Consider the following 20,521-nt stretch of genomic DNA (forward strand, 5'->3'; position numbering starts at 1 on the left):
CAAATGGAAGATCGATTAAAAGGCTTGCGAAAATCAATGGAGAATACAACGTTTAAACATTTGAGTTTTTCTGATCAACACCAGAAGCAGGTGCGCGAAAAAATTAAACAATCGTCCGAAAAGGAAGAAGATATCCTTTTAGCAGTGTTACAACTTCTTATGAATGAAAAAACAGGTTATGAATTGATGCAGTTACTAAGAGGAAGAGGGATTCAAAAATTCGAAGGTGATGAAGGGTCTCTATACACTTTATTACATCGTTTAGAACAGAATCGCTTTATCCAATCTAGCTGGGATCACGCAGGAGCTAAATATTATCAATTAAATGATAAAGGAAACAAGATGCTGCGAAAGGCAGAGAAGAATGCTACGAAGGCACGATTTATATTAAAAGGCTTAGTACAGGGGTGAGAAAAAAATGAACAAAAAAGGAGAGCGTTTTTTAAAAGAAGTTACGAACCATATTAAATCAAAAGAAGCGAAGGACTTAGTAGCAACGGAACTAGATTTTCACTTGAAACAGACGAAGAATATGTGGATGGATAAAGGATTAAGTGAGGAAGTTGCTGAAGATAAGGCCGTTGAACAAATGGGAAGTCCGGTCAAACTTGGCGAAGAACTTAACAAACTGTATAAGCCAAAGGTTGATTGGTTCTTAATTGGTTTATTAGTGGCTGCTATGGGGTTAGGGTTTTTGCCGGTTTTAGTTTTTGGATATACGAATGATGTAATAATAAATAAGGTGATATTTGTTATTCTCGGTGTTGTAACAGCGATTGGAATGATGTTACTTGATTATCGGAAATTAGAGAGAATGGGATGGTTGTTTTATATAATCGGAGTAGTTGTCCTGTTAATGCTATACTGTTTTCCAAACGCTTCAATGATTGGAGAATCGTTAATACAAATCGGCCCAATTGCAATTGACTGTCTAATGGCAGTGCCTTTCTTTTTTCTAGCTTGGGCTTCTTTTTTTAATGATAGTAGGTTAAAGATTATACATCTTGTGGTTTTATATTTATTTTCTTTGTATTTATTTTTGATTGTATCCACCCTTTCGTCAATTTTTATCTATATTACGATGGTATTCGTTATGCTTTGGTGGAGTAAGCTAGGAAAGAAAACGTCGTTGATTATTACGATTGTACCTATTTGTTTATTTGTTATCAAGGTATCCGTATCATGGTCTTCAGGATACCACTTAGATAGACTTTTAGGGTATTTAAATCCTGAGAGTGATGCAGGTGGCGCAGGATTTATGTATATACGATTAAAAGAGGTAATGTCATCAGCAGGTTGGTTTGGTACATCTGGAGATACAAAATTCATCCCTGCTCCGGATACTGATTTTGTATTTGCAAGTTTGACTTACTATTATGGGTATTGGCTTGCGTTAATTCTTGTCTTTGTTCTTTCTCTTTTTGTAGCAAGATTAATAGTCATCTCTTATAAAATAAATGATCGGTACGGTAAATTGCTTCTCGTTGGTGGATTGACTCTTTTTGTATTCCAGTTCATTTATAATGTTGGAATGATACTAGGATTATTGCCGCTTGCTGCTATATCCTTACCTTTTATTAGTTATGGATTAACGCCGACTGTATTTCATGCGCTTATAATGGGGATTGTGCTGAGTGTGTATAGGCGTAAGGATATTTCAATTAGAATGAGAAAAACACCTTGAATCATCAAGGTGTTTTTGTTATAAGCTCAAAACTATCCGAATCAGCCCCAAGTACAAAAGGACTAACCTCGCCAACACAATAAAGGTGCAATTCATGCATTGCGCGCGTACAAGCAGTATAGAACAATCTACGAACGCTCTCATCACTGTACACATCTTTAGATGCATCGTAAATAATAACAGCATCAAATTCGATACCTTTCGCTAAGTAAGCAGGGATCACGACAATACCTTGCTCATACTCGGCTGAGTTACTTTTCACAAGTTTAATATTCTCGATATGATTAAGTGCTTCGTAGGCAGCGGCGCTTTCAGTTGCAGATTTACATATAATTGCGATCGTATTGTGCTGCTCTGTTTGTAGTGCAGCAACTTTAGCAGTAATATGTTCGTGTAGTTCGTTGTGATTAGCTACTTTCGTCACTGTAGGTTTCGCGCCGTCACGTTCAAAGGCGTGAATGTTCTTCCCTTCCGGTACGAGAGCACGTGTAAATTCAATAATCGGTTTTGTTGAGCGATAGCTACGAGTTAAGTTAATGCCGTTTGTTTCGTCTGGCCCGTATAAATTCGTAAGTGTATCGAAATTCACCGTTTCACTCGCATGGGCAAATATCGCTTGGTTAAAGTCTCCGAGTACCGTCATTCTTGCAGCAGGGAAGAGACGTTTTAAAAACTCGAACTGGAACGGAGAGTAATCTTGCGCTTCATCTACGAGTACGTGTTTAATCGATCTGTTCGTTTGGAAGCCTTCAATTAATTCTTTTAAAAGTAAAAATGGAGTCGCATCCTCGTAATATAGCTTTCCTTCATCAAGCATGTTTACTGTTAATGAGCAAATGTCATCCCACTCTTTCGGTTTTTCCCCAGGAACCCATGATGCATCTGTGAAGAGCTGTTTATATATGCCTGTGAAATTGATGAAACGCAATGTTTGAACGCCTTTACGAAGCGGCTTCATTTTTTTACGGACAATCATACGCCCAAGTACTCTTGTTTCTTTCTCAAAGTCTTGAAAGGAGTTGTCGTCAAACTCGCCTTTTTTCTGTAAATATTTATAAGCCTTTTGGTATTCATCTTTACTAAGTAATTCAATTTCCTCTTCTACCCAAGGTTTTTTCAGTTCTGCTTTTTCAAGTGCATCTATTTGCTTATTTAGCCAATCCGTTAACTTCTCAATTCGACTATGGAAGCGGAGGGAGGAGTCAGTATTATAAAATTGCTCTGTAATTTCTTTAGCTGAGGCAATCAGTTTTCCTCTAAATTTCATTCCTCTAAATAGCATGCCTGAAGATTCAAGAGATTGTCTGTACGCTCTAATCATCTCGAAAAATTGAGTGGATGCTTTAAATCGGATGCTCGCATTTCTCGTTTTATAGGTAGGGCTATTCGTTTCAGTTAACATATATTCCAATTGCTCATAAGGGTCTTCAACATCAAATGACTTACTCAGTCTATGATTTAAATATTCTTGGAATGTCACTTGCTGCATATTTTCTTCACCGAGTTCAGGTAGTACGTTAGAAACGTAGCTATTGAACATAGAGTTAGGGGAGAAGAGAATAATTTGATCCGCTTTTAGCCATTCGCGATATTTATATAGTAAGTAGGCGATTCGCTGCAGGGCAGCTGACGTTTTACCACTACCAGCAGCTCCTTGCACGATAAGGAGTCGGCCTTCATCGTGACGAATAATTTCATTTTGTTCACGCTGAATTGTAGCGACGATACTTTGCATATGTTTGTTCGTACCTTTTCCGAGCGCTTGTTGCAAGATTTCATCGCCAATTGTAAGGCTCGTATCGAACATAGAATCAATCTCGCCATTTTGAATAATGTATTGTAATTTTTTCTCCACATTGCCGTGAATTACGCCTTCTGGTGTACTGTATTCAGCCGGTCCTGGTGGATAATCGTAGTATACACTCGAAATGGGTGCGCGCCAGTCATATATAAGAAAGTTTTCTCCGCTAGCATCAGTAAGTGTAGCAACGCCAATATAAATTTGCTCTGCGCTAGGTTCGCCTTCTTCTTTGAAATCAATTCGTCCGAAATAAGGTGCTTTATGCATGCGTCTTAATGCGGCAAGTCGATTAAAGGTGTGCTTATGGGTAATTTGTGTGACAGCTAGTGACTGAGCTTGTTGTCTTAAGTTGATAACTGTTTCAAGATAATCATCAAAAGTATCCGTGTTCACTTTCACATCATCCCAAAAGTGTTTACGAATATTGATTACTTCTGCCCGGCGTCTGCCAGTTTCGTTTTCCAGTTTATCAATTTGCTCCGTAATTGTCTCGATTACGGTATCCAATCTTTTTTGCTCTAAATCAAGTTTTTTGTTCATACGGTAAGCACTCCTTTAAAAGTGAAAAATAGAGGTTGACTGAAGATGTGTTTTGGTGTACAATTAAAATACGGATAAATACGTTCCTTTCATTTTAGAAAACGTGTTTCTGTACTAATTTAACATAGTTTTTGAATTTAATCAATGATAATAAGATAAACCTTGGTTCTGCGTGGCGTGGATCAAGGTTTTTTTGTGTTTTTCTTTAAGGAAGAATTGCAATTTTATTGAGGAGAATGTAAGTAAAGCAAAGAAGAAAATCAGGAATAGGGGGATACTGATGCAAAAATATTTTGAGGAAGCGCATCGTTTTTGTTCTCGTAATAGAAAGCACTTAGAAAAGGATGTTATATGTGGTTGTTTCTATTGTTTAGAAATTTTTCATCCAAAAAAAATTACAGAGTGGTGGGATGATGATAACACAGCAGTTTGTCCGCATTGCGGGATTGACTCTATTATAGGAGAAAGTTCTGGATTTAAAATTACAGAAATGTTTTTAAGTGAAATGCATAAAAGATGGTTTTAGTTAAACGAATGAAAAAATAAACTTTCGTTAACGAAGAGGATACATAAAAAAGCTCGGGCCTAAGCCCAAGCTTTTTACTTCATTATTTCTTTTCTTCTTTTTTATCGTCAGCTTTTTTCTCTTCGAAAAGATCTTTTAAATCTTTATCGTCAACTTTTACGTCAGCTTTTTTGATTTCTTTCATCATAAGATCATTCATGAATGCAGCATCTTGTGCTTTCTTCTGAACTAGATCTTTTTTGATGTCGCCTTTTACTTCATCAAATGGTTTTTGTTCTTTAATGTCTGTTACTTTAATGATGTGGTAACCGAATTGTGATTTCACAGGTTCGCTTACTTCATCTTTTTTCAGCTTGTAAGCAGCATCTTCGAATTCTTTAACCATTTTACCAGCAGTAAAGTAGCCAAGGTCTCCGCCTTTTTCTTTTGAACCAGTATCTTCAGAGTATTGTTTCGCTAACTCTTCGAAAGATTTACCTTGTCCAAGTTCTTCTTTTACCTTTTTCGCAGTAGCTTCATCTTTTACAAGAATGTGGCTTGCTTTAATTTCAGGCTTGTAGTTTTCTTTTAGTTCTTTATCAGTGATTGTTTTCTCGATAGCTTTTTCTTGAGCTAATTGAGCACGCACACCAGTTTTTATCGTTTCTTCTTTAATACCTTGTTGTTTTAATAGTGTATCGAATTGATCACCGTATTGTTTTTTCATTTCATCGAACTTTTTGTCTACATCTTTGTCTTCAACTTTGTAGTTTTTAATAAGTACTTTTTCCATAACCATGTTGTTTAGTACTTGTTTACCAGCTTGTGTCTTCATTTGATCGTAGAATTCTTCTTTTGTAATGTCACCAGCTTTAGATGTAACAATTTTGTCTGATGATGATGTTCCACAAGCTGATAGTGCGATTACACTTGTTGCGGCTAAGGCAAGCATAGCTTTCTTCATTCGATAAACACTCCTACTATTATGTATTTTTAATTTATCCTATACCAATGAATTTTAGTTCATAAGAGCCCGATTAAGTCTCACTGATACTTTTGCTTTTTATATTGGTAAAGCGCGCTTAACAGGGCTTACCGAGGCTGAGGATAAAGTTTTGATGAATGTTTTGTTCTATAGTATAAGCAATATGTACAAAATTTAATATATCATATTTCGAACCGTTTTCATATTGATAAAGAAAAATTAACCAGCACGTGTCAGATTTTGAAAGTGTGCCATATTGGGCGTATGCCGCATATACAGAATAGAGGAGGGGATGGGGATGAATTCTCAACTTATTTTATTACTTGTACTGTTTATTTTATTGGTTATTGTAGGTATAATTTGCTTATAGAGGAAAAAAGTGAGGAAGGGGCTTTCCTTCCTCACTTTCCATGAAATATAATTTCTATATAACTAGAAATTAATAAAATTGTTATACATACATTAATAACCCGAAAGACACCGGGCTGGCGGCTCGCAGCTATTTGTTTTCGTTCACACAGTGTATGTGTCATGAAATTCGTGTAAAATATAACAAGAAGTGCAAATGCGACAAAAACAACTGTTATAAGTGTCATGAGGCGAGACCTCCTTTTGGCTAAAATACATATACATATATTGTATCACACGATATTTTGTTCGTGTTACAAAATTCAGAAATAGAAGACTTTGTGTTAGAAAGTGAGGGAGAAAATGGACGTTGTTAGAAGATTAGAACAAGCTGAATACTATGTAGACCTACTATTTAAAATGATTGATGAAGAGAAGTGTCCATTTTATTCTTTGATCATAAAGAAAAAAGCTCGTAAAAAAGATATTGAACGTATACTAAATCTTTGTGAAAAACTGAACGAGCAATATGTAGTGGAGAAAGCAGAAGGGCTTCTTTTGTTCGATGCGCTGTTAGATCAATTTGAAAAAGCGCTTCCACATCAGCTCGAAGTACACGAAACTGCGGAAGCGCTAGCAAAACAAGGTTTATTTAAGCCGCTTATGAATGAATTCTTAAGCATGATTGCGAAAAAATAAATAGATTATTTCTTAACTAACTTTTGATCGGATTCTGTAAAGTTCTCTTCAATATCTTCTAATGATTTCTCAAAAATATCGATAAAGTCTTGTCCGTAAATATTACGCAGGATTGCAATCAGTTCGATATTTTCTGGGAACTTCCCATAAAAATTACGAAGTGCAAGAGCCCCATTAAACACTGAATTATTTTCAGGATCATACTCCTCCATTAAGCGAAGTAGTAATTCTTCCCCTTTGTCTGTAATTTCAATGTACGTATTTCGTTTATCATCTTCCTTTTTTGAGAATACAAGATAGCCGCGTTCTTCTAGCTTTTTAGAGAAGTTAAATGCCGTTGATACGTGCATAACTCCAAACTTAGCAATCTCAGAAATAGAAGCCCCTTTTAAATGATAAGCGATTGTTAAAATATGATGTTCATTAATATTTAAATCGTAAGGTTTAATCCACTGCTGCCAATCTTTCTCTACACATTTCCATAACGCTTTCGATAATTGAGCAATGCGTTGGCTGAAAATCATCGCTTCTTTTACCGAGTAATCTTTTTCTCCACTTTTCATTTACTCACCCACTTTAACATTCTTTTTCATTACTATCTATTATGCCAGTAAAATAAAAATTAATAAAGTCTTTTTGTAAGAATTGTGAAAATTTTTTAACAAAATGACATTCTATACAAATCATGCATAACTATGGAAGCGTTTTATGAGTCGTGAATACATGCGTTGTCCTTACATGTTAATTGATAACATATATTGTAAATGCATAAAAACACGGCATATCTATACGATATGCCGTGTCAAGGTCAATTTATATAAAAAATATTTGTTATATGCAAAAAACTAAGCAGGAATTTGTTTACGCTTTTTCTGGAACAGCTTCTTGCAGTTTCTCAATTGACTTTTGGATGTCCAAAATTTCTTTCTCAATATGGCGCTTGTTTTGAGAAATATCTTGTTTCCAATTAGAAAGCGTGTCTTGCATGTCATCTTTTAGTTCTTGAAACACTTCTTTACCTTCTGAAGCAGTTTCAACAATTTGACGCTTTAATAATTTCGTATCAGCTGTAATATCAGCTAAAGTCTTTTTAATATCATTTCCTTTTTCTTTTAACTTGCCGCGCATGTCTTTACCAGAAGAAGGAGTTGAGAAAAGAACGGCTAGTCCAGCAACTGCTCCGCCGCAAATAACACCTGTAATAAAGGATTTAGCTTTTGACATAAAAGGAGACCTCCTTATTTTTTGTTCGTATTCATGATGTGAAAAAATATGCATATCTTTCTTATATGTGCTATGCACAAACAATCATCCCTGAGCATTTTAGGTGAAGAAACAAGCCATGCGGAATTTGATGACTTCAGGGAAGTGGCTTGTTATGTATTACGCCTTCTTATAGTGTCATTATTTCACACTATTTGCAATTGTACTTGCGATGTTTTGTAAATTTTCCATAGTGTATTCATTTTGGTGTGATTTCCAAACAGCACCGAAACCATCTTTTTCACCGTAGCGTGGAATTAAATGAAGGTGGAAGTGGAACACAGTTTGTCCAGCTTTTTCACCATTATTGTTAAGTAGGTTAAAGCCAACTGGATTAAACTCTGCTTTAATCGCATTTGCGATTTTTGGAACGACAGAAAAAATATGTGATGCGATTTCTGGCGTTAACGCAAAAATGTCTTGTTTGTGAACTTTCGGAATAACAAGAGTATGTCCTTTTGTTACTTGACTAATATCTAAAAATGCAAGCACATGTTCATCTTCGTATACTTTTGAGCAAGAGATTTGCCCGTCAATGATTTTACAAAAAATACAATTGTCTGCTGTATGATTCATTGATCTCATCCTTTCAAATATCCTTAGCCGTATTTTACCATAATTACATAAGAGAACAAACACGAAAAACAGGAAGCTGACTCAGCTTCCTGTTTTCTGAAGAGGGATTGAAAAAGCATTATCGTAATTTACGTTTCGCAGACACCTCATTTATTTAAGAAATGCACGGTAAATCGGCTAAAGTTTCTGCCGTAGACACCCCATTTTCAAGTGAAATGAATTGCAATCTTTTTTAAATGAAATTGTTTATTTTTTAAAACAGTATATGCTCTTTCAGAGACACCCCGTTTCGAAAATGAAACAAATGATCTGGTTATGTGTAAATTTCATTGTCCAACTTGGACACCCCATTTCATGATGACTTCACTATGTTGTTGTACTCATCAATTGGTGGTTGCTTTTTCAATGTGTTCCTTCTTCAATAATTATGATGTCCGCTTTCGGGAAAATATATGCTAATAAATTTTAAAATTTTTTTTGAGTACATGGATACTATGTAGTACAGCATAATTTTTGGTAAGATGAATATAGAATGAATACTAATGAAGAAAGTGGTGTCGTATGAGCGAGTTATTGCGTGTAGAAAATGTTACAGGAGGATATACGAAACGACCTGTATTAAAAGACGTTTCGTTCTCTGTTAATAAAGGCGAACTTGTCGGCTTAATCGGTTTAAATGGAGCTGGTAAAAGTACGACGATTAAACATATTATCGGTTTAATGGAACCGAAAAAAGGAACTGTCACAATTAATGGGAAAACAATTCGTGATGATATGACAGCGTACCGTTCTAGCTTTTCATTTATTCCGGAAACGCCGGTATTATATGATGAATTAACGTTAGAAGAGCATTTGAAATTAACAGCTATGGCGTATGGCGTGGATGAAAAACAATATGAAGAACGTGTAGGACAACTACTACAAGAGTTTCGTATGAAAAATCGTTTAAAATGGTTTCCATCTCATTTCTCAAAAGGGATGAAACAAAAAGTAATGATTATGAGCGCATTTTTAGTGGAGCCATCTCTTTACATAGTAGATGAACCTTTCGTTGGATTAGACCCGTTAGCGATTCAATCCCTTCTTCAAATGATGGACCAAATGAAAAAGAGTGGTGCCGGTATTTTAATGAGCACACATATTTTAGCGACGGCAGAGCGTTATTGTGATTCGTTCATTATTTTGCATCAAGGTGAAGTAAGAGCGAAGGGAACTCTATCTGAACTGCAATCACAGTTTAATATGCCAGGTGCAACGTTAGATGATATTTACATTGCATTAACGAAGGAAGAAGATTATGAATAGCACAGCGTTATGGAAAGAACGATTTCGTCAATTTCTAAAAGAAGTTCGTACATATAGTAAATACGTATTTAATGATCATTTGAAATTTATTTTCGTGTTCATCATCGGTGCGGGAGCGTATTATTACCAGCAATGGTTACAAACGTTAACAACTTCGTTTCCAACTGCGCTCGTAATGGCAGTATTAATTGGACTCGTGTTAACGGCTGGATCCATTCAAACGTTATTAAAAGAAGCGGATCTCGTTTACTTACTGCCAGTTGAAGAAAAGTTAAAACCTTACTTCACAAAGGCATTTCTTTTTACATTTATGATTCAGTTATACATAATCGCAATCGTAGCAGCTGCGCTTGCTCCGTTATACTTCCAACAAATGAAGCAAACAGGAGCTGGCTACATATGGATCGTACTCGCATTTGTCATTGTAAAAGCGTGGAATTTATTTGTAGCGTGGGAAAAGTCATTTTTAACAGATCAAAATATACAAAGGGCTGATTGGTTTATTCGTTTTATCCTAAACGGTTTATTTGTATATTTCCTTGTAGAACGTACTTCAGTTCTTTTCATTGGTGGAATCGTCCTTCTCATGGTGTTATACCTTGCTATCATGCATCAAATGGTCAAAGGAAAGCCACTAAACTGGGAGTATTTAATTTCCGAAGAAGGTAAGAAGATGATGCTGCTGTACCGCATCGCGAATATGTTCGTTGATGTACCAGCATTAAAAGAAAGAGTATCTCGCCGAAAATGGCTGGATTTCATTCTTTCGATAATCGGCGAAAAGCGTACATATTTATACTTATATACGAGAACATTTTTAAGATCAGGTAACTATTTTGGATTATATGTGCGCCTGCTCGCTCTAGGCGGAGTTATTCTTTACTTCATTCCATTTTTATATGGACGATTTATCGTAAGCCTTATCTTCCTATACTTAATCGGTTATCAGCTATTAACTTTATGGAAACATCACCGCATGAAAATTTGGCTTGATTTGTACCCAGTAGGCGGAGAAGAGAAGAAGAAAGATTTTCTTACTTTATTAAATGCAATTCTTATTACAGGTAGCGTTATATTTACAATTATATTTGCACTAGCAACGAAAGATTTCATGATGACAGGAATTTTACTTATCGTAAGCATATTATTTAGTATCGGTTTCGTTTACCAATACGGGGCGAAGCGCATTGAGCGTTTAAATTGAAAGGAATGAACCTATGATTACATACGAAGAGAAGGTTATAAAAGAATTGGAGCAGTGGAAAGCTACATTCATGAAAGATTCTTCTATGATGACACGGTTCTCCAAAAAAGTGCAGACGAAGGTGCAACAGCTCATTCCGGCGAAAGTACAAAAGGTACTAACAGAGACGATTCGTATGATGGTGCAAACGATTAGCGCCGGGTCAAACTTTATAAAGCCGAAGCTAAAAGAGACGACATGGTCACTGCAAAGACGTGACGATGAAGTTCGTAAAAAAATGGATGAGTACAAAAAAATAGCAGCGGCAGAAGGAGCAGGGACTGGAGCTGGTGGTATTCTCCTCGGTCTTGCTGACTTTCCGCTTTTACTTACAATTAAAATTAAATTTTTATTCGATGCAGCGACATTGTACGGATTTGATACGAGTAAACAAGAAGAGCGTCTTTTTATCCTTCACGTTTTCCAACTTGCCTTTTCAAGTGACGATCACAGAAAAGAAATATGGAAAGCAATCGAAACGTGGGATACAGAAAAAGAAAATCATATGGACTGGGAAAAGTTCCAAACAGAGTACCGAGACTATATTGATTTAGCGAAAATGCTTCAGCTCGTCCCAGTAATCGGTGCCCCAGTCGGCGCATATGCGAACTATCAATTACTGCAAAGGCTTGGAGAAGTGACGATGAATTGCTATCGTATGCGATTGCTGAATAGGGATTAAAAACAAGGCGTCCTACATATGTAATGTAGGACGCCTTTTCTTAGAAGCTAAGTCCGATATAGCTAATTCCAACTATAATCAATACGATAAAAAGTACAATGATTAATGAAAATCCGCTCTTACCAGCTTGTCCCGCTTCACCGCCGCCATTACCACCACTACCGCCATTACCACCAAGTCCCATATGATATCCTCCTTATTGTTATATGTTGCTTTTACTTTATAACTTTCTGTATTTTCCAATAAATACCTTCTGTAGTGCTAACTAAATTGAAAATCATTTCGTTTTGTTTTATAATTTACTTACCGACCGGTAAGTAAAAATAAGTGAGGTACAGTATGACGAAGAATTTACAAACATCGCAGAACATTGTAGAGGCATCATTTAAACTTATGGCAGAACACGGCATTGAGAAGATGAGTCTTTCCATGATTGCGAAAGAGGTAGGTATTTCAAAACCGGCTATTTACTATCATTTTTCTTCTAAAGAAGCGTTAGTTGATTTTTTATTTGAAGAGATTTTTTCTGATTATCATTTTACAAAGTACTTTAATGAAGAGCGGTATACGAAAGAAAACTTTGCAGAAAAGCTAATCGCAGATGGTTTACATATGCTCTCTGAGTATGAAGGGCAAGAAGGAATACTACGCGTTATCAATGAATTTATCGTAACTGCATCACGAAATGAAAAGTATCAGAAACGTTTATTTGAAATACAAGAGGATTTTTTGCATGGTTTCCACGATTTATTGAAGAAAGGCGCGAGACTGGGCGTTGTGTCACAACATGAAACGGAAGAAAATGCTCATACGCTAGCGCTTGTGATCGATAATATGAGCAACTATATGCTCATGGGATTCCATTTAAAGTATAAAGAAATTTGGATTCGAAATGTGAAAAACGTCATGAAGGAGGAGTAAAGATGAAAATGCAAAAAAACTGGTGGCTCGGTTTTCTTGGATTTATTGGGATTTATAAAATACCAGGTATGATTGAAGCTTTTCAAGCGGATGGAAGTTGGATGAAGTTAATCGGTTTCATTTGGTTACTTTGGTTCGGATATTTTATTCCTGAGAAGAAAGAAGATTAAATTTCAATTTTCTGTAAAGTTATGTAAAATGTAGATTAAGAGTATTCATATATTAGATTACTAGATTTGGAGTGGTTACATGGATTCATTGAAAAATGAAATTCACCCTGACATGGTCAAGGTGTGGAAAGCGCGTTCTTTAATTGAGCTAGGAATCAGTATTATAGTCATTTTTGCATATCTTTTCTTTATGATTAAGTTTAATTGGTGGGCTTGGATTTTCTATGTGCTCATCGGATTAACAATCGTATATACACCGTTTGATTACTTTACGTTTCCGAAACTACGTCAACGTTATTACAGCTACCAACTAAATGAAGAAGAACTTGAAATTCAGCATGGCCTTTTCGTTGTTAAGCGTGTATTAGTGCCGATGATTCGTGTACAGCACGTAACGATTGAACAAGGACCAATTATGAGAAAATATGGCTTAGCAGAATTACACATTTCAACAGCAGCAACTTCTCATAGCATCCCAGGTTTAACGATGTATGAAGCTGAAATGTTGAAAACGAAAATAGCAGAATTAGCGAAAGTGAGTGATGAGGATGTATAAAAGGCAGCATCCAATCACGATGTTATTAGAGTTAAAAATAACAGACTTTATACCACTCATTATTTTCATGTTTAGCTTAAACGGAAAGTTCCCGTTTTGGTATTTAATTCCCGCTGCATTTGGTTTACTCACCGTTTTTTCAGCGTTTGAAAAATGGTATTACACAACATACTGGGTTGAAAATAACGTATTACATGTGAAACAAGGTCTCTTCGTGAAAAAGGAGAGCTACTTAAATAAAGAACGTGTTCAAACGATTAATACAAGTTCTAACGTACTATATCAAATGCTCGGTTTGAAAAAAATTCAGATTGAAACAGCTGGCGGGGGCGATGAAGCAGAAGTTAGCTTAGCTGGAATTACGGCAGAAGAAGCGGCGGAGCTTATTACTTTGCTAAATGAGCCAACTCCAGAAGTGAAAGCAGAAAAAACGTTAGACGAAGCAGCAGAAAATGTAGTAGAAAAAGCAATTGTTACAGAGGAAAAACAAACGACAGAATATAAATTAACTTGGAAAGAGATTTTATTAGCATCTGTTACATCTGGTCAATTTGGACTATTATTCTCTTTAATCTTTTTCGTCTATCACCAAGTAGATGAGTACATTCCGAAATGGATAGAGAATGGCGTAAAGTCGTATGTAATGGAACATGATATATATGGCTGGATTTTCATGGTAGCCATGTTACTCGTTCTTTCTTGGATTATATCTACAATCGGTTACGCGTTAAAACATGGCGATTTCACAGTGAATCGAAGAAATGACGAAGTTCGCATTTCGCAAGGATTACTTGAGAAAAAAGAGCTCGTACTAAAATTGCATCGTATTCAAGGTATTACGATAAAAGAAAGTATTTTACGCCAACCATTCGGTTATTGTGCTGTGCAAGTAGAAGTCATTCAAAGTAAAGGAATGGGTGACGAAAAAGAAAAGGTTACACTGCACCCAATCATTCGAAAAGATCGAGTACAACAGTTACTCGCCCATTTACAATTACCATACGAACTGAATGCAAATATTACTTCGTTACCAAAAGCAGCATTGCGCCGCTATCTCATTGATAGTTTCATCTTTTTCGCTATGCTCGCAATCCCGCTTACTGGAATAGGCATATACTTTGAAAAGTATTACATCATGTGGGCATTACTACCGCTCGCAATCCTTATCTTTACACTTGGATACGCAACATTTAAAACAAATGGTTACAGTGTTAACGGAGAACAAATTACACTTGTCTATCGTAGCGTCGGAAAATATACAGGACTTATTAGAAGAAGACACGTCCAATCAATGGAGAAGACACAATCATATTTCCAGCGCCGTGCGGATTTATGTACGTATAAGTTTTCGAGTGCATCATCTAGTTACAAAATAGAGCATACGAGAGTAGAAGATGCGGAGAGAATGCAGGATTGGTATAAGAAGAAGTTAAGTGAGAATTAAGTGGAACGGCTCGCCTTTCGCGGAAGACGGGCTATTTTTTTATGCGAAAATAATGAATAATATATGTAAAGAAACAAGCGAGGTGAATGAGAGTGAGCAAATTTTTAATACCGTATTCATTTTCTATATTAAGTTTCTTTATTTCAGCAACAGCACTTGATTTATATGATAGGATGGGAAACAATAGTGAGCTGGTTTCGCCGAACATAATTGGAAAGATAATTCAATCTACTGCGCAAATGGGAGTCCTTACATTGTATTTCGGAGTACCTATTATTTTAGGTGGCTGTCTACTTGGTGAGCTATTGTTTAGAGGTATCATTTTACGATTTAAACTCAGCTATATTATATCTTTATTATTATATCTACTTTTAGCTTTTAGTATTGTTTTCGTAACGGTAGGCATTCCAACTACATATGAAGATTCTAATACATTTTTCATGGGGATAACTATGATTTGTGCTGTGACATTCTTTATGGGCCGGAATATATGGGAGAAAAAAGAAATGAATAATGGAGTAACAGAATGAAATATACATGTTCGTGCTGCGGGTATAGAACAATAGAAGAAGAACCACCAGGTACATATGAAATTTGTAATATATGTTACTGGGAAGATGATGAGGTACAGTTTAACGATCCTGACTTTGAAGGCGGTGCAAATGAAGTCTCGTTAAGACAAGCACAGAAAAATTTTATTGCATTTGGTGCTTGCGAGGAATGTTTTATTGGATTAGTTAGAAAACCGACTAGTGAAGATGTGAAGGATGCTAGTTGGCAGCGAATTTGTTAAGTGAAATGTTATTACTCAATTCAATGGGAGTAATAACATTTTTTATTTAGTGCTGAAAGAATTACTGCCGTCTTATAAGGTAATAAGAAGGACTAAATTGGTAAATTTTATTAATGGATATATTTTCAATAAATACAAAAGTATAGATGTATAGTCAGCTTTGTGTGTTTAATGTTATCATATTGAATGATATGGAAATTTTTAATAGAATAAGTAACTAAAAATTCAAAGGTAATGAAGCTTTTGTTGTATAAAGAAAATACTTAGTAGTAATCAACAATATTAAAAATAAGATTCGTATTTATATAAATTTAGTAGAAATGGGGTTTTAAAAAGGAATGAGTATAAGCATAACGCGGCAAAAGATTTTGGCGGCCGCTTCTCAAATTGTGCAATGTAAAGGGGTTGCTAAATTAACCTTAGAAGCAGTGGCAAAAGAGGCGGGTGTAAGTAAAGGTGGATTATTGTATCACTTTTCAAATAAAGAAGCTTTAATAGAAGGTATGATAGTCAGAGGGGTAGAGGATTATGAGGGAGCCATTTACAATAAAGTAGCGGAAGACGCAGAGAAGAAAGGGAGATGGGTTCGCTCTTTTGTAGAGGAAAGATTAAATAATGAGAGAAGAACAGAAGAGTTATCTAGTAGTATGATGGCAGCATTCATGTTAAAACCTGAATTACTTGAGCCATTACAACAATCATTTCAGCAACTGCAAAAGAATATAGAAAACGATGAGATAGATGCAGTTTGTGCAACAATTATTAGATTAGCAGCAGATGGATTATGGTATTCGGAATATTTAGGGGTTGGAAGACTAAGCCCCGAGTTAAGAGAAAAAGTGATTCAAGCTCTTATTAGGAATTCATATAAATAGAATATACGAACTATATAATGTGAAAATAATTCACCGTTGCTTCTTTAATGTAGTGGTGAATTATTTTTTTTATTAGAAAAATAGAACAATTTTATAGAGTATTGAATTATAACCGTCCAGACGGTATAGTAATATTTGGTTTAAGAGGAAAATGAAACAAAAAAAGAATAAAAGATATTTTTAGCACACTATTCGAAAGGATAGGCCGCAAAGCTTAGAGTCTACGGTAATACATATTGGTTACTAAGATCGTCTGGTTGCACATTTTTGATGCAACCGGACGGTCTTTTTTTGTTATATAAATATAAAAAATAGGAGGGAACTATGCAAATGAAAAGTACTAAAAGACATATTTCAATGGTTTCATTAGTTTTTCTAGTATTATTTTCAGTGCTGAATGTGTGGGCTCCAGTTATTCAAGCTGCTGTGATGAAAAGTCCAGTGGACGAAATTAATATTTCCCGTACTGATGGCACGACATCTGAACCGTATCAAGCCTCAGATGGTATGAAAGTAGAAGTGAAGTGGTCAGCTAAAGAAAAAATAAAAAGTGGAGATCAATTCACAATTGATATGCCAAAAGAGTTTCGAAAAGACCTTATGAATATGAGTTTTCCTTTAAAAGATGCTGAAGGAAAAATAGTTGGTACATGTGAGATGAAAAAGGGTCTATTAACGTGTACTATGGGGGATTACGTAGAAGGAAAGAATAACATTAAAGGTTCTTTATTCGTAGAATTCTACTTTGGTCTAGAAGCATATGATGGTGTTAAAGAAATTCCATTAGAATTTAACGTTGATGGTCAAATCGTCAATAAAGAAGTAAATGTAAGTAATACGACAGAGAGACCGAAGCCACAGCCCAATACAGATAATCTATTGAAATGGGGTTCTTATAATCAAGAAGATCCTTCGATTGCTGATTGGCTTGTATATGTAAATGCAACTGGAACAGAAATGCAAGATCTTAAATTAACAGATACATTAGGACCTGGGCATGAGTTAATTACAGACAGCGTAGTATTAGAAGAGGCTGTATTTGAAGATGGTTATGCACCAACAAATATTAAGCCAGCAGATTTATCTAACATTAAAATTAATGCAACAAAGGCTGGATTTACAATTGAGTTTCCAGACAGTTCAAAAGGTTATATTTTAAGATATAAAACAAAGATTACTAATCCTTCTGCAAAGCCTCATAAAAATACTGTGAAATTAGAAGGTAAAAATATTAAAACTGAAGAAAAAGTAGGACAAGTATTCGTAAGTGGTGGAGGGGGAACCGGTTCAGGTGACGATAATCCACCTAGTATTGAAAAAAATATAGTTGATGAGAATGGCAAGCTTGTAGAGAATGAGCAGCTAACACAAATGGATCAAGTGATTCAATACCAAGTTGGTACACATATACCGAACGATCCTCCTAAATACACATCAATGGTAATTCGTGATGATTTAGAAGATGTTTTAGAAGTATTAGAGGCAAAAGTATATGATCAAAATGGCCAAGATATTACTTCTAAAGGGACGTTAAAGATAGATAAGCAAAGAAGTGAAGTAACATTTACGTTTGGTGAGAATTTTGACTATAAGTCATATGAAGACCAGAGAATCAATCTTAGTATCAAGGCGAAAATTAAAAATAATGCAGACTTATCTTCTTACGTAGATAAGAAGATTCCTAATAAAGCGGAATTACATTTTGATGATAAAACATTAACATCAAAAGAAGTAACTATTACGCCGCCTGAAGCTCCAAAAGACGGTACAGTATCGATTCATAAAATAGATTCTGAGGATCTGAACAAAGGGTTAAAAGGTGCCGAATTTGAAGTTCGAAATAGTGCAAATGAAGTTGTTGCAAAACTGAAAACGGACGAAAAAGGTTTTTCAGTACCTCAAACTTTAGCTCCTGGAACGTATAAAGTTTATGAAACAGTAGCACCAGAAGGATATCAAAAATTAAAAGAACCAGTAGAGGTTACACTTCAAGCTGGAGAAACAAAAACAATTGAAATTAAAAATACTATGCAAAAGGGTCAAATTGAAGTAAAGAAAATTGATTCGGAAAATGGTGAAAAACCATTAGCAAATGCAGAGTTTGATATAGTAAAAGACGGTGTAGTAGTCGAACATATTGTTACAGATAAAGATGGTAAGGCAATCTCTAAACCGTTAGCACCAGGGAAATATATTTTAAAAGAAACGAAAGCGCCTGAAGGCTACCAATTAAAAGAAGCAGAGTTCGAAGTAAATGTAACAGGGGACGGCATATTCCCAATACAAGTGGAAAATGCAATGGTAGACAAAGGTAATATAGAAATTACAAAAGTGGACAAAGAAAACGGAGCAGTATTAGCGGGTGTCGAATTTGAAGTCCAAGATGAGAAAGATGAAGTAGTAAGAAAAGTAGTAACAGATAAAGATGGAAAAGCAAACGTTTCAGATCTATCAGTAGGAAAGTACAAATTAGTAGAGACAAAAAGCTTACCAGGTTATAAAAAGCTAACAGAACCAGTACCATTTGAAATAAAAAAAGGTATGACAAAAGCTTTAGCAATAAAAGTAGAAAATGAGCAGTTAGACAAAGGCTCAGTAGAAATTACAAAAATAGATAAAGATAGCCAAAAAGTACTAGAAGGCGTAGTCTTCGAAGTGCAAGATGAGCAAGGCAAAGTAGTAACAGAAGTAAAAACAGATAAAGATGGTAAAGCAAAAATCTCTGATTTATCAGTAGGGAAGTACAAATTAGTAGAGACGAAAAGTTTACCAGGCTACAAAAAGCTAACAGATTCAGTATCATTCGAAATTACAAAAGGTATGACAACAGTCCTATCGTTGAAAGTAGAAAATGAACAGTTAGATAAAGGTTCAGTAGAAATTACAAAAATAGATAAAGACAGCAAAAAAGCATTAAAAGGCGTAGTCTTTGAAGTGCAAGATGAAGCTGGAACAGTAGTAAAGGAAGTAAAAACAGATAAAGATGGTAAAGCAAAAATCTCAGATCTATCAGTAGGAAAGTACAAATTAGTAGAGAAAGAAAGTTTACCAGGCTATAAGAAATTAACAGAGCCAGTATCGTTTGAAATTACAAAAGGTATGACCGAGATCGTATCATTAAAAATAGAAAATGAAATGGTAGATACGGGAAATATAGAGATAACAAAGATAGATAAAGATAATAAAGCACCGTTAGCGGGAGTAACATTCATCGTACAAGATGAAAAGGGTAAGGAAGTTACGAAAGTAACGACAGATAAAGAAGGAAAAGCAAATGTTTCAGATTTACCTGTAGGAAAGTATGAATTAGTAGAGGTAGAAAGTTTACCTGGTTATAAAAAGTTAGAAAAACCAGTATCATTTGAAATCAAAAAAGGCATGACCGAGGTCCTATCATTGAAAGTAGAAAATGAAATGGTGGATACAGGGAATGTAGAGATAACAAAAATAGATAAAGATAGTAAAGCTCCATTAGAAAATGTTGTATTTGAAGTACGTGATTCAAAAGGAAAAGTAGTTGCAAAAGTAACGACGGATAAAGAAGGAAAAGCAAACGTTTCAGATTTACCTATTGGAAAGTATGAGTTAGTAGAAGTAGAAACACCGGCAGGATACAAACCACTAGAAAAGCCAATTTCATTCGAAATTGAAAAGGGTAGAGTAACAGCGCTAAAGCTAACAGTAGAAAATGAATTAGTGGATACAGGAAATGTAGAAATTACAAAAGTAGATAAAGAAAATAAAGATGCTTTAGCTGATGCAGTATTTGAGATTCAAGATGAAGCAGGACAAGTAGTCGCTAAAATAACGACAGATAAAAAAGGACAAGCACAAGTTACTAATTTATCAGTCGGCACATACAAGTTAGTAGAAGTAAAGGCACCAAAAGGGTATAAACAATTAGTAGATCCGATTACTTTCCAAATTGAAAAAGGCATGACAAAATCTCTTGCTTTAACAGTAGAAAACGAAATGTTAGACAAGGGAAATGTGGAAGTAACAAAAGTAGATAAATATAGTCAAAAAGTATTAGAAGGCGTAGTCTTCGAAGTTCAAGACGACAAAGGCAAAGTAGTAACAGAAGTAACGACAGATAAAGATGGAAAAGCAAACGTTTCAGATCTATCAGTA

At 35.3% G+C, this 20,521-nt stretch carries 22 protein-coding genes and 1 riboswitch; of the genes, 15 read left to right on the forward strand and 7 right to left on the reverse strand.

What is annotated here, in order from left to right:
• Positions 1-3: 3 nt before the first annotated feature.
• Positions 4-411, forward strand: a complete 408-nt coding sequence (locus ACTFN4_RS20985; RefSeq protein WP_016124238.1) for a PadR family transcriptional regulator — start codon at positions 4-6, stop codon at positions 409-411.
• Positions 412-418: 7 nt separating this feature from the next.
• Positions 419-1,684, forward strand: coding sequence for an FtsW/RodA/SpoVE family cell cycle protein (locus ACTFN4_RS20990; protein WP_439962738.1), 1,266 nt, complete (start codon positions 419-421; stop codon positions 1,682-1,684).
• Positions 1,685-1,688: 4 nt separating this feature from the next.
• Here the strand turns inward: ACTFN4_RS20990 and helD are convergent, their stop codons facing one another.
• Complete coding sequence (gene helD / locus ACTFN4_RS20995) at positions 1,689-4,025, reverse strand: RNA polymerase recycling motor HelD (protein ID WP_439962739.1); 2,337 nt, start codon at positions 4,023-4,025, stop codon at positions 1,689-1,691.
• Between the two features lie 280 nt (positions 4,026-4,305).
• Between helD and ACTFN4_RS21000 the strand changes: the two genes are divergently transcribed.
• A complete protein-coding gene (locus ACTFN4_RS21000; RefSeq protein WP_001174907.1) occupies positions 4,306-4,551 on the forward strand; it encodes a hypothetical protein in 246 nt (81 codons plus the stop codon).
• A gap of 82 nt (positions 4,552-4,633) precedes the next feature.
• On the opposite strand, the gene prsA is transcribed toward ACTFN4_RS21000, so the two are convergent.
• Positions 4,634-5,494: a peptidylprolyl isomerase PrsA gene (gene prsA / locus ACTFN4_RS21005; protein ID WP_000710058.1), complete on the reverse strand. Its 861-nt coding sequence runs from the start codon at positions 5,492-5,494 to the stop codon at positions 4,634-4,636.
• Between the two features lie 422 nt (positions 5,495-5,916).
• On the reverse strand, positions 5,917-6,111 hold the full coding sequence (locus tag ACTFN4_RS21010) for a hypothetical protein (protein ID WP_000172690.1): 195 nt from the start codon (positions 6,109-6,111) through the stop codon (positions 5,917-5,919).
• Positions 6,112-6,226: 115 nt separating this feature from the next.
• Here ACTFN4_RS21010 and ACTFN4_RS21015 point away from each other — a divergent pair, with 115 nt between their 5' ends.
• Positions 6,227-6,562 carry a DUF1878 family protein gene (locus tag ACTFN4_RS21015; RefSeq protein ID WP_000383655.1) on the forward strand — a complete coding sequence of 112 codons (336 nt, stop codon included), beginning with the start codon at positions 6,227-6,229 and terminating at the stop codon, positions 6,560-6,562.
• 5 nt (positions 6,563-6,567) lie between these two features.
• Here the strand turns inward: ACTFN4_RS21015 and ACTFN4_RS21020 are convergent, their stop codons facing one another.
• The 3 genes from ACTFN4_RS21020 to ACTFN4_RS21030 all read right to left on the reverse strand — a co-directional run bounded on the left by ACTFN4_RS21020 (position 6,568) and on the right by ACTFN4_RS21030 (position 8,401).
• On the reverse strand, positions 6,568-7,125 hold the full coding sequence (locus ACTFN4_RS21020; RefSeq protein WP_000834924.1) for an HTH-type transcriptional regulator Hpr: 558 nt from the start codon (positions 7,123-7,125) through the stop codon (positions 6,568-6,570).
• Between the two features lie 298 nt (positions 7,126-7,423).
• Positions 7,424-7,786, reverse strand: coding sequence for a YtxH domain-containing protein (locus ACTFN4_RS21025; protein ID WP_000030302.1), 363 nt, complete (start codon positions 7,784-7,786; stop codon positions 7,424-7,426).
• A gap of 180 nt (positions 7,787-7,966) precedes the next feature.
• Entirely contained in the window at positions 7,967-8,401 is a 435-nt protein-coding gene (locus tag ACTFN4_RS21030; RefSeq protein ID WP_439962740.1) for an HIT family protein, read from the reverse strand.
• 561 nt (positions 8,402-8,962) lie between these two features.
• On the opposite strand from ACTFN4_RS21030, the gene ecsA reads away from it, so the two are divergent.
• Genes ecsA through ecsC form a run of 3 tightly spaced genes read left to right on the forward strand, consistent with a single transcriptional unit; the run spans position 8,963 to position 11,631 of the window.
• Positions 8,963-9,706, forward strand: a complete 744-nt coding sequence (ecsA, locus tag ACTFN4_RS21035) for an ABC transporter ATP-binding protein EcsA (protein WP_001292603.1) — start codon at positions 8,963-8,965, stop codon at positions 9,704-9,706.
• Complete coding sequence (gene ecsB / locus ACTFN4_RS21040) at positions 9,699-10,910, forward strand: ABC transporter permease EcsB (protein ID WP_001089158.1); 1,212 nt, start codon at positions 9,699-9,701, stop codon at positions 10,908-10,910. The genes ecsA and ecsB overlap by 8 nt, the downstream gene beginning before the upstream one ends.
• Before the next feature lie 13 nt (positions 10,911-10,923).
• Positions 10,924-11,631 carry an ecs operon protein EcsC gene (gene ecsC / locus ACTFN4_RS21045; RefSeq protein WP_000634142.1) on the forward strand — a complete coding sequence of 236 codons (708 nt, stop codon included), beginning with the start codon at positions 10,924-10,926 and terminating at the stop codon, positions 11,629-11,631.
• Between the two features lie 40 nt (positions 11,632-11,671).
• Here the strand turns inward: ecsC and ACTFN4_RS21050 are convergent, their stop codons facing one another.
• A complete protein-coding gene (locus tag ACTFN4_RS21050) occupies positions 11,672-11,815 on the reverse strand; it encodes a YjcZ family sporulation protein (protein WP_000522759.1) in 144 nt (47 codons plus the stop codon).
• A gap of 155 nt (positions 11,816-11,970) precedes the next feature.
• On the opposite strand from ACTFN4_RS21050, the gene ACTFN4_RS21055 reads away from it, so the two are divergent.
• From ACTFN4_RS21055 to ACTFN4_RS21090, 8 genes are all read left to right on the forward strand, one after another.
• A complete protein-coding gene (locus ACTFN4_RS21055) occupies positions 11,971-12,552 on the forward strand; it encodes a TetR/AcrR family transcriptional regulator (RefSeq protein WP_000164837.1) in 582 nt (193 codons plus the stop codon).
• Between the two features lie 2 nt (positions 12,553-12,554).
• On the forward strand, positions 12,555-12,722 hold the full coding sequence (locus ACTFN4_RS21060) for a hypothetical protein (RefSeq protein ID WP_000783808.1): 168 nt from the start codon (positions 12,555-12,557) through the stop codon (positions 12,720-12,722).
• A 79-nt stretch (positions 12,723-12,801) separates the two neighbouring features.
• Positions 12,802-13,278, forward strand: a complete 477-nt coding sequence (locus tag ACTFN4_RS21065) for a PH domain-containing protein (protein ID WP_000377670.1) — start codon at positions 12,802-12,804, stop codon at positions 13,276-13,278.
• Positions 13,271-14,722 (forward strand): PH domain-containing protein, encoded by a 1,452-nt coding sequence (locus ACTFN4_RS21070; protein WP_074553954.1) that lies wholly within the window; start codon positions 13,271-13,273, stop codon positions 14,720-14,722. The genes ACTFN4_RS21065 and ACTFN4_RS21070 overlap by 8 nt, the downstream gene beginning before the upstream one ends.
• Before the next feature lie 92 nt (positions 14,723-14,814).
• Entirely contained in the window at positions 14,815-15,252 is a 438-nt protein-coding gene (locus ACTFN4_RS21075) for a hypothetical protein (RefSeq protein WP_000033012.1), read from the forward strand.
• Positions 15,249-15,515, forward strand: coding sequence for a CPCC family cysteine-rich protein (locus ACTFN4_RS21080; protein ID WP_000877844.1), 267 nt, complete (start codon positions 15,249-15,251; stop codon positions 15,513-15,515). The genes ACTFN4_RS21075 and ACTFN4_RS21080 overlap by 4 nt, the downstream gene beginning before the upstream one ends.
• A 338-nt stretch (positions 15,516-15,853) precedes the next feature.
• Entirely contained in the window at positions 15,854-16,390 is a 537-nt protein-coding gene (locus tag ACTFN4_RS21085) for a TetR/AcrR family transcriptional regulator (protein ID WP_000028016.1), read from the forward strand.
• A gap of 172 nt (positions 16,391-16,562) precedes the next feature.
• Positions 16,563-16,655, forward strand: a riboswitch (cyclic di-GMP riboswitch).
• 59 nt (positions 16,656-16,714) lie between these two features.
• The coding region (locus tag ACTFN4_RS21090) for a SpaA isopeptide-forming pilin-related protein (RefSeq protein ID WP_439962741.1) at positions 16,715-20,521 on the forward strand (3,807 nt) is incomplete at its 3' end.

This window comes from Bacillus cereus group sp. MYBK95-2, assembly GCF_051915225.1.
Lineage (GTDB): Bacteria > Bacillota > Bacilli > Bacillales > Bacillaceae_G > Bacillus_A > Bacillus_A cereus.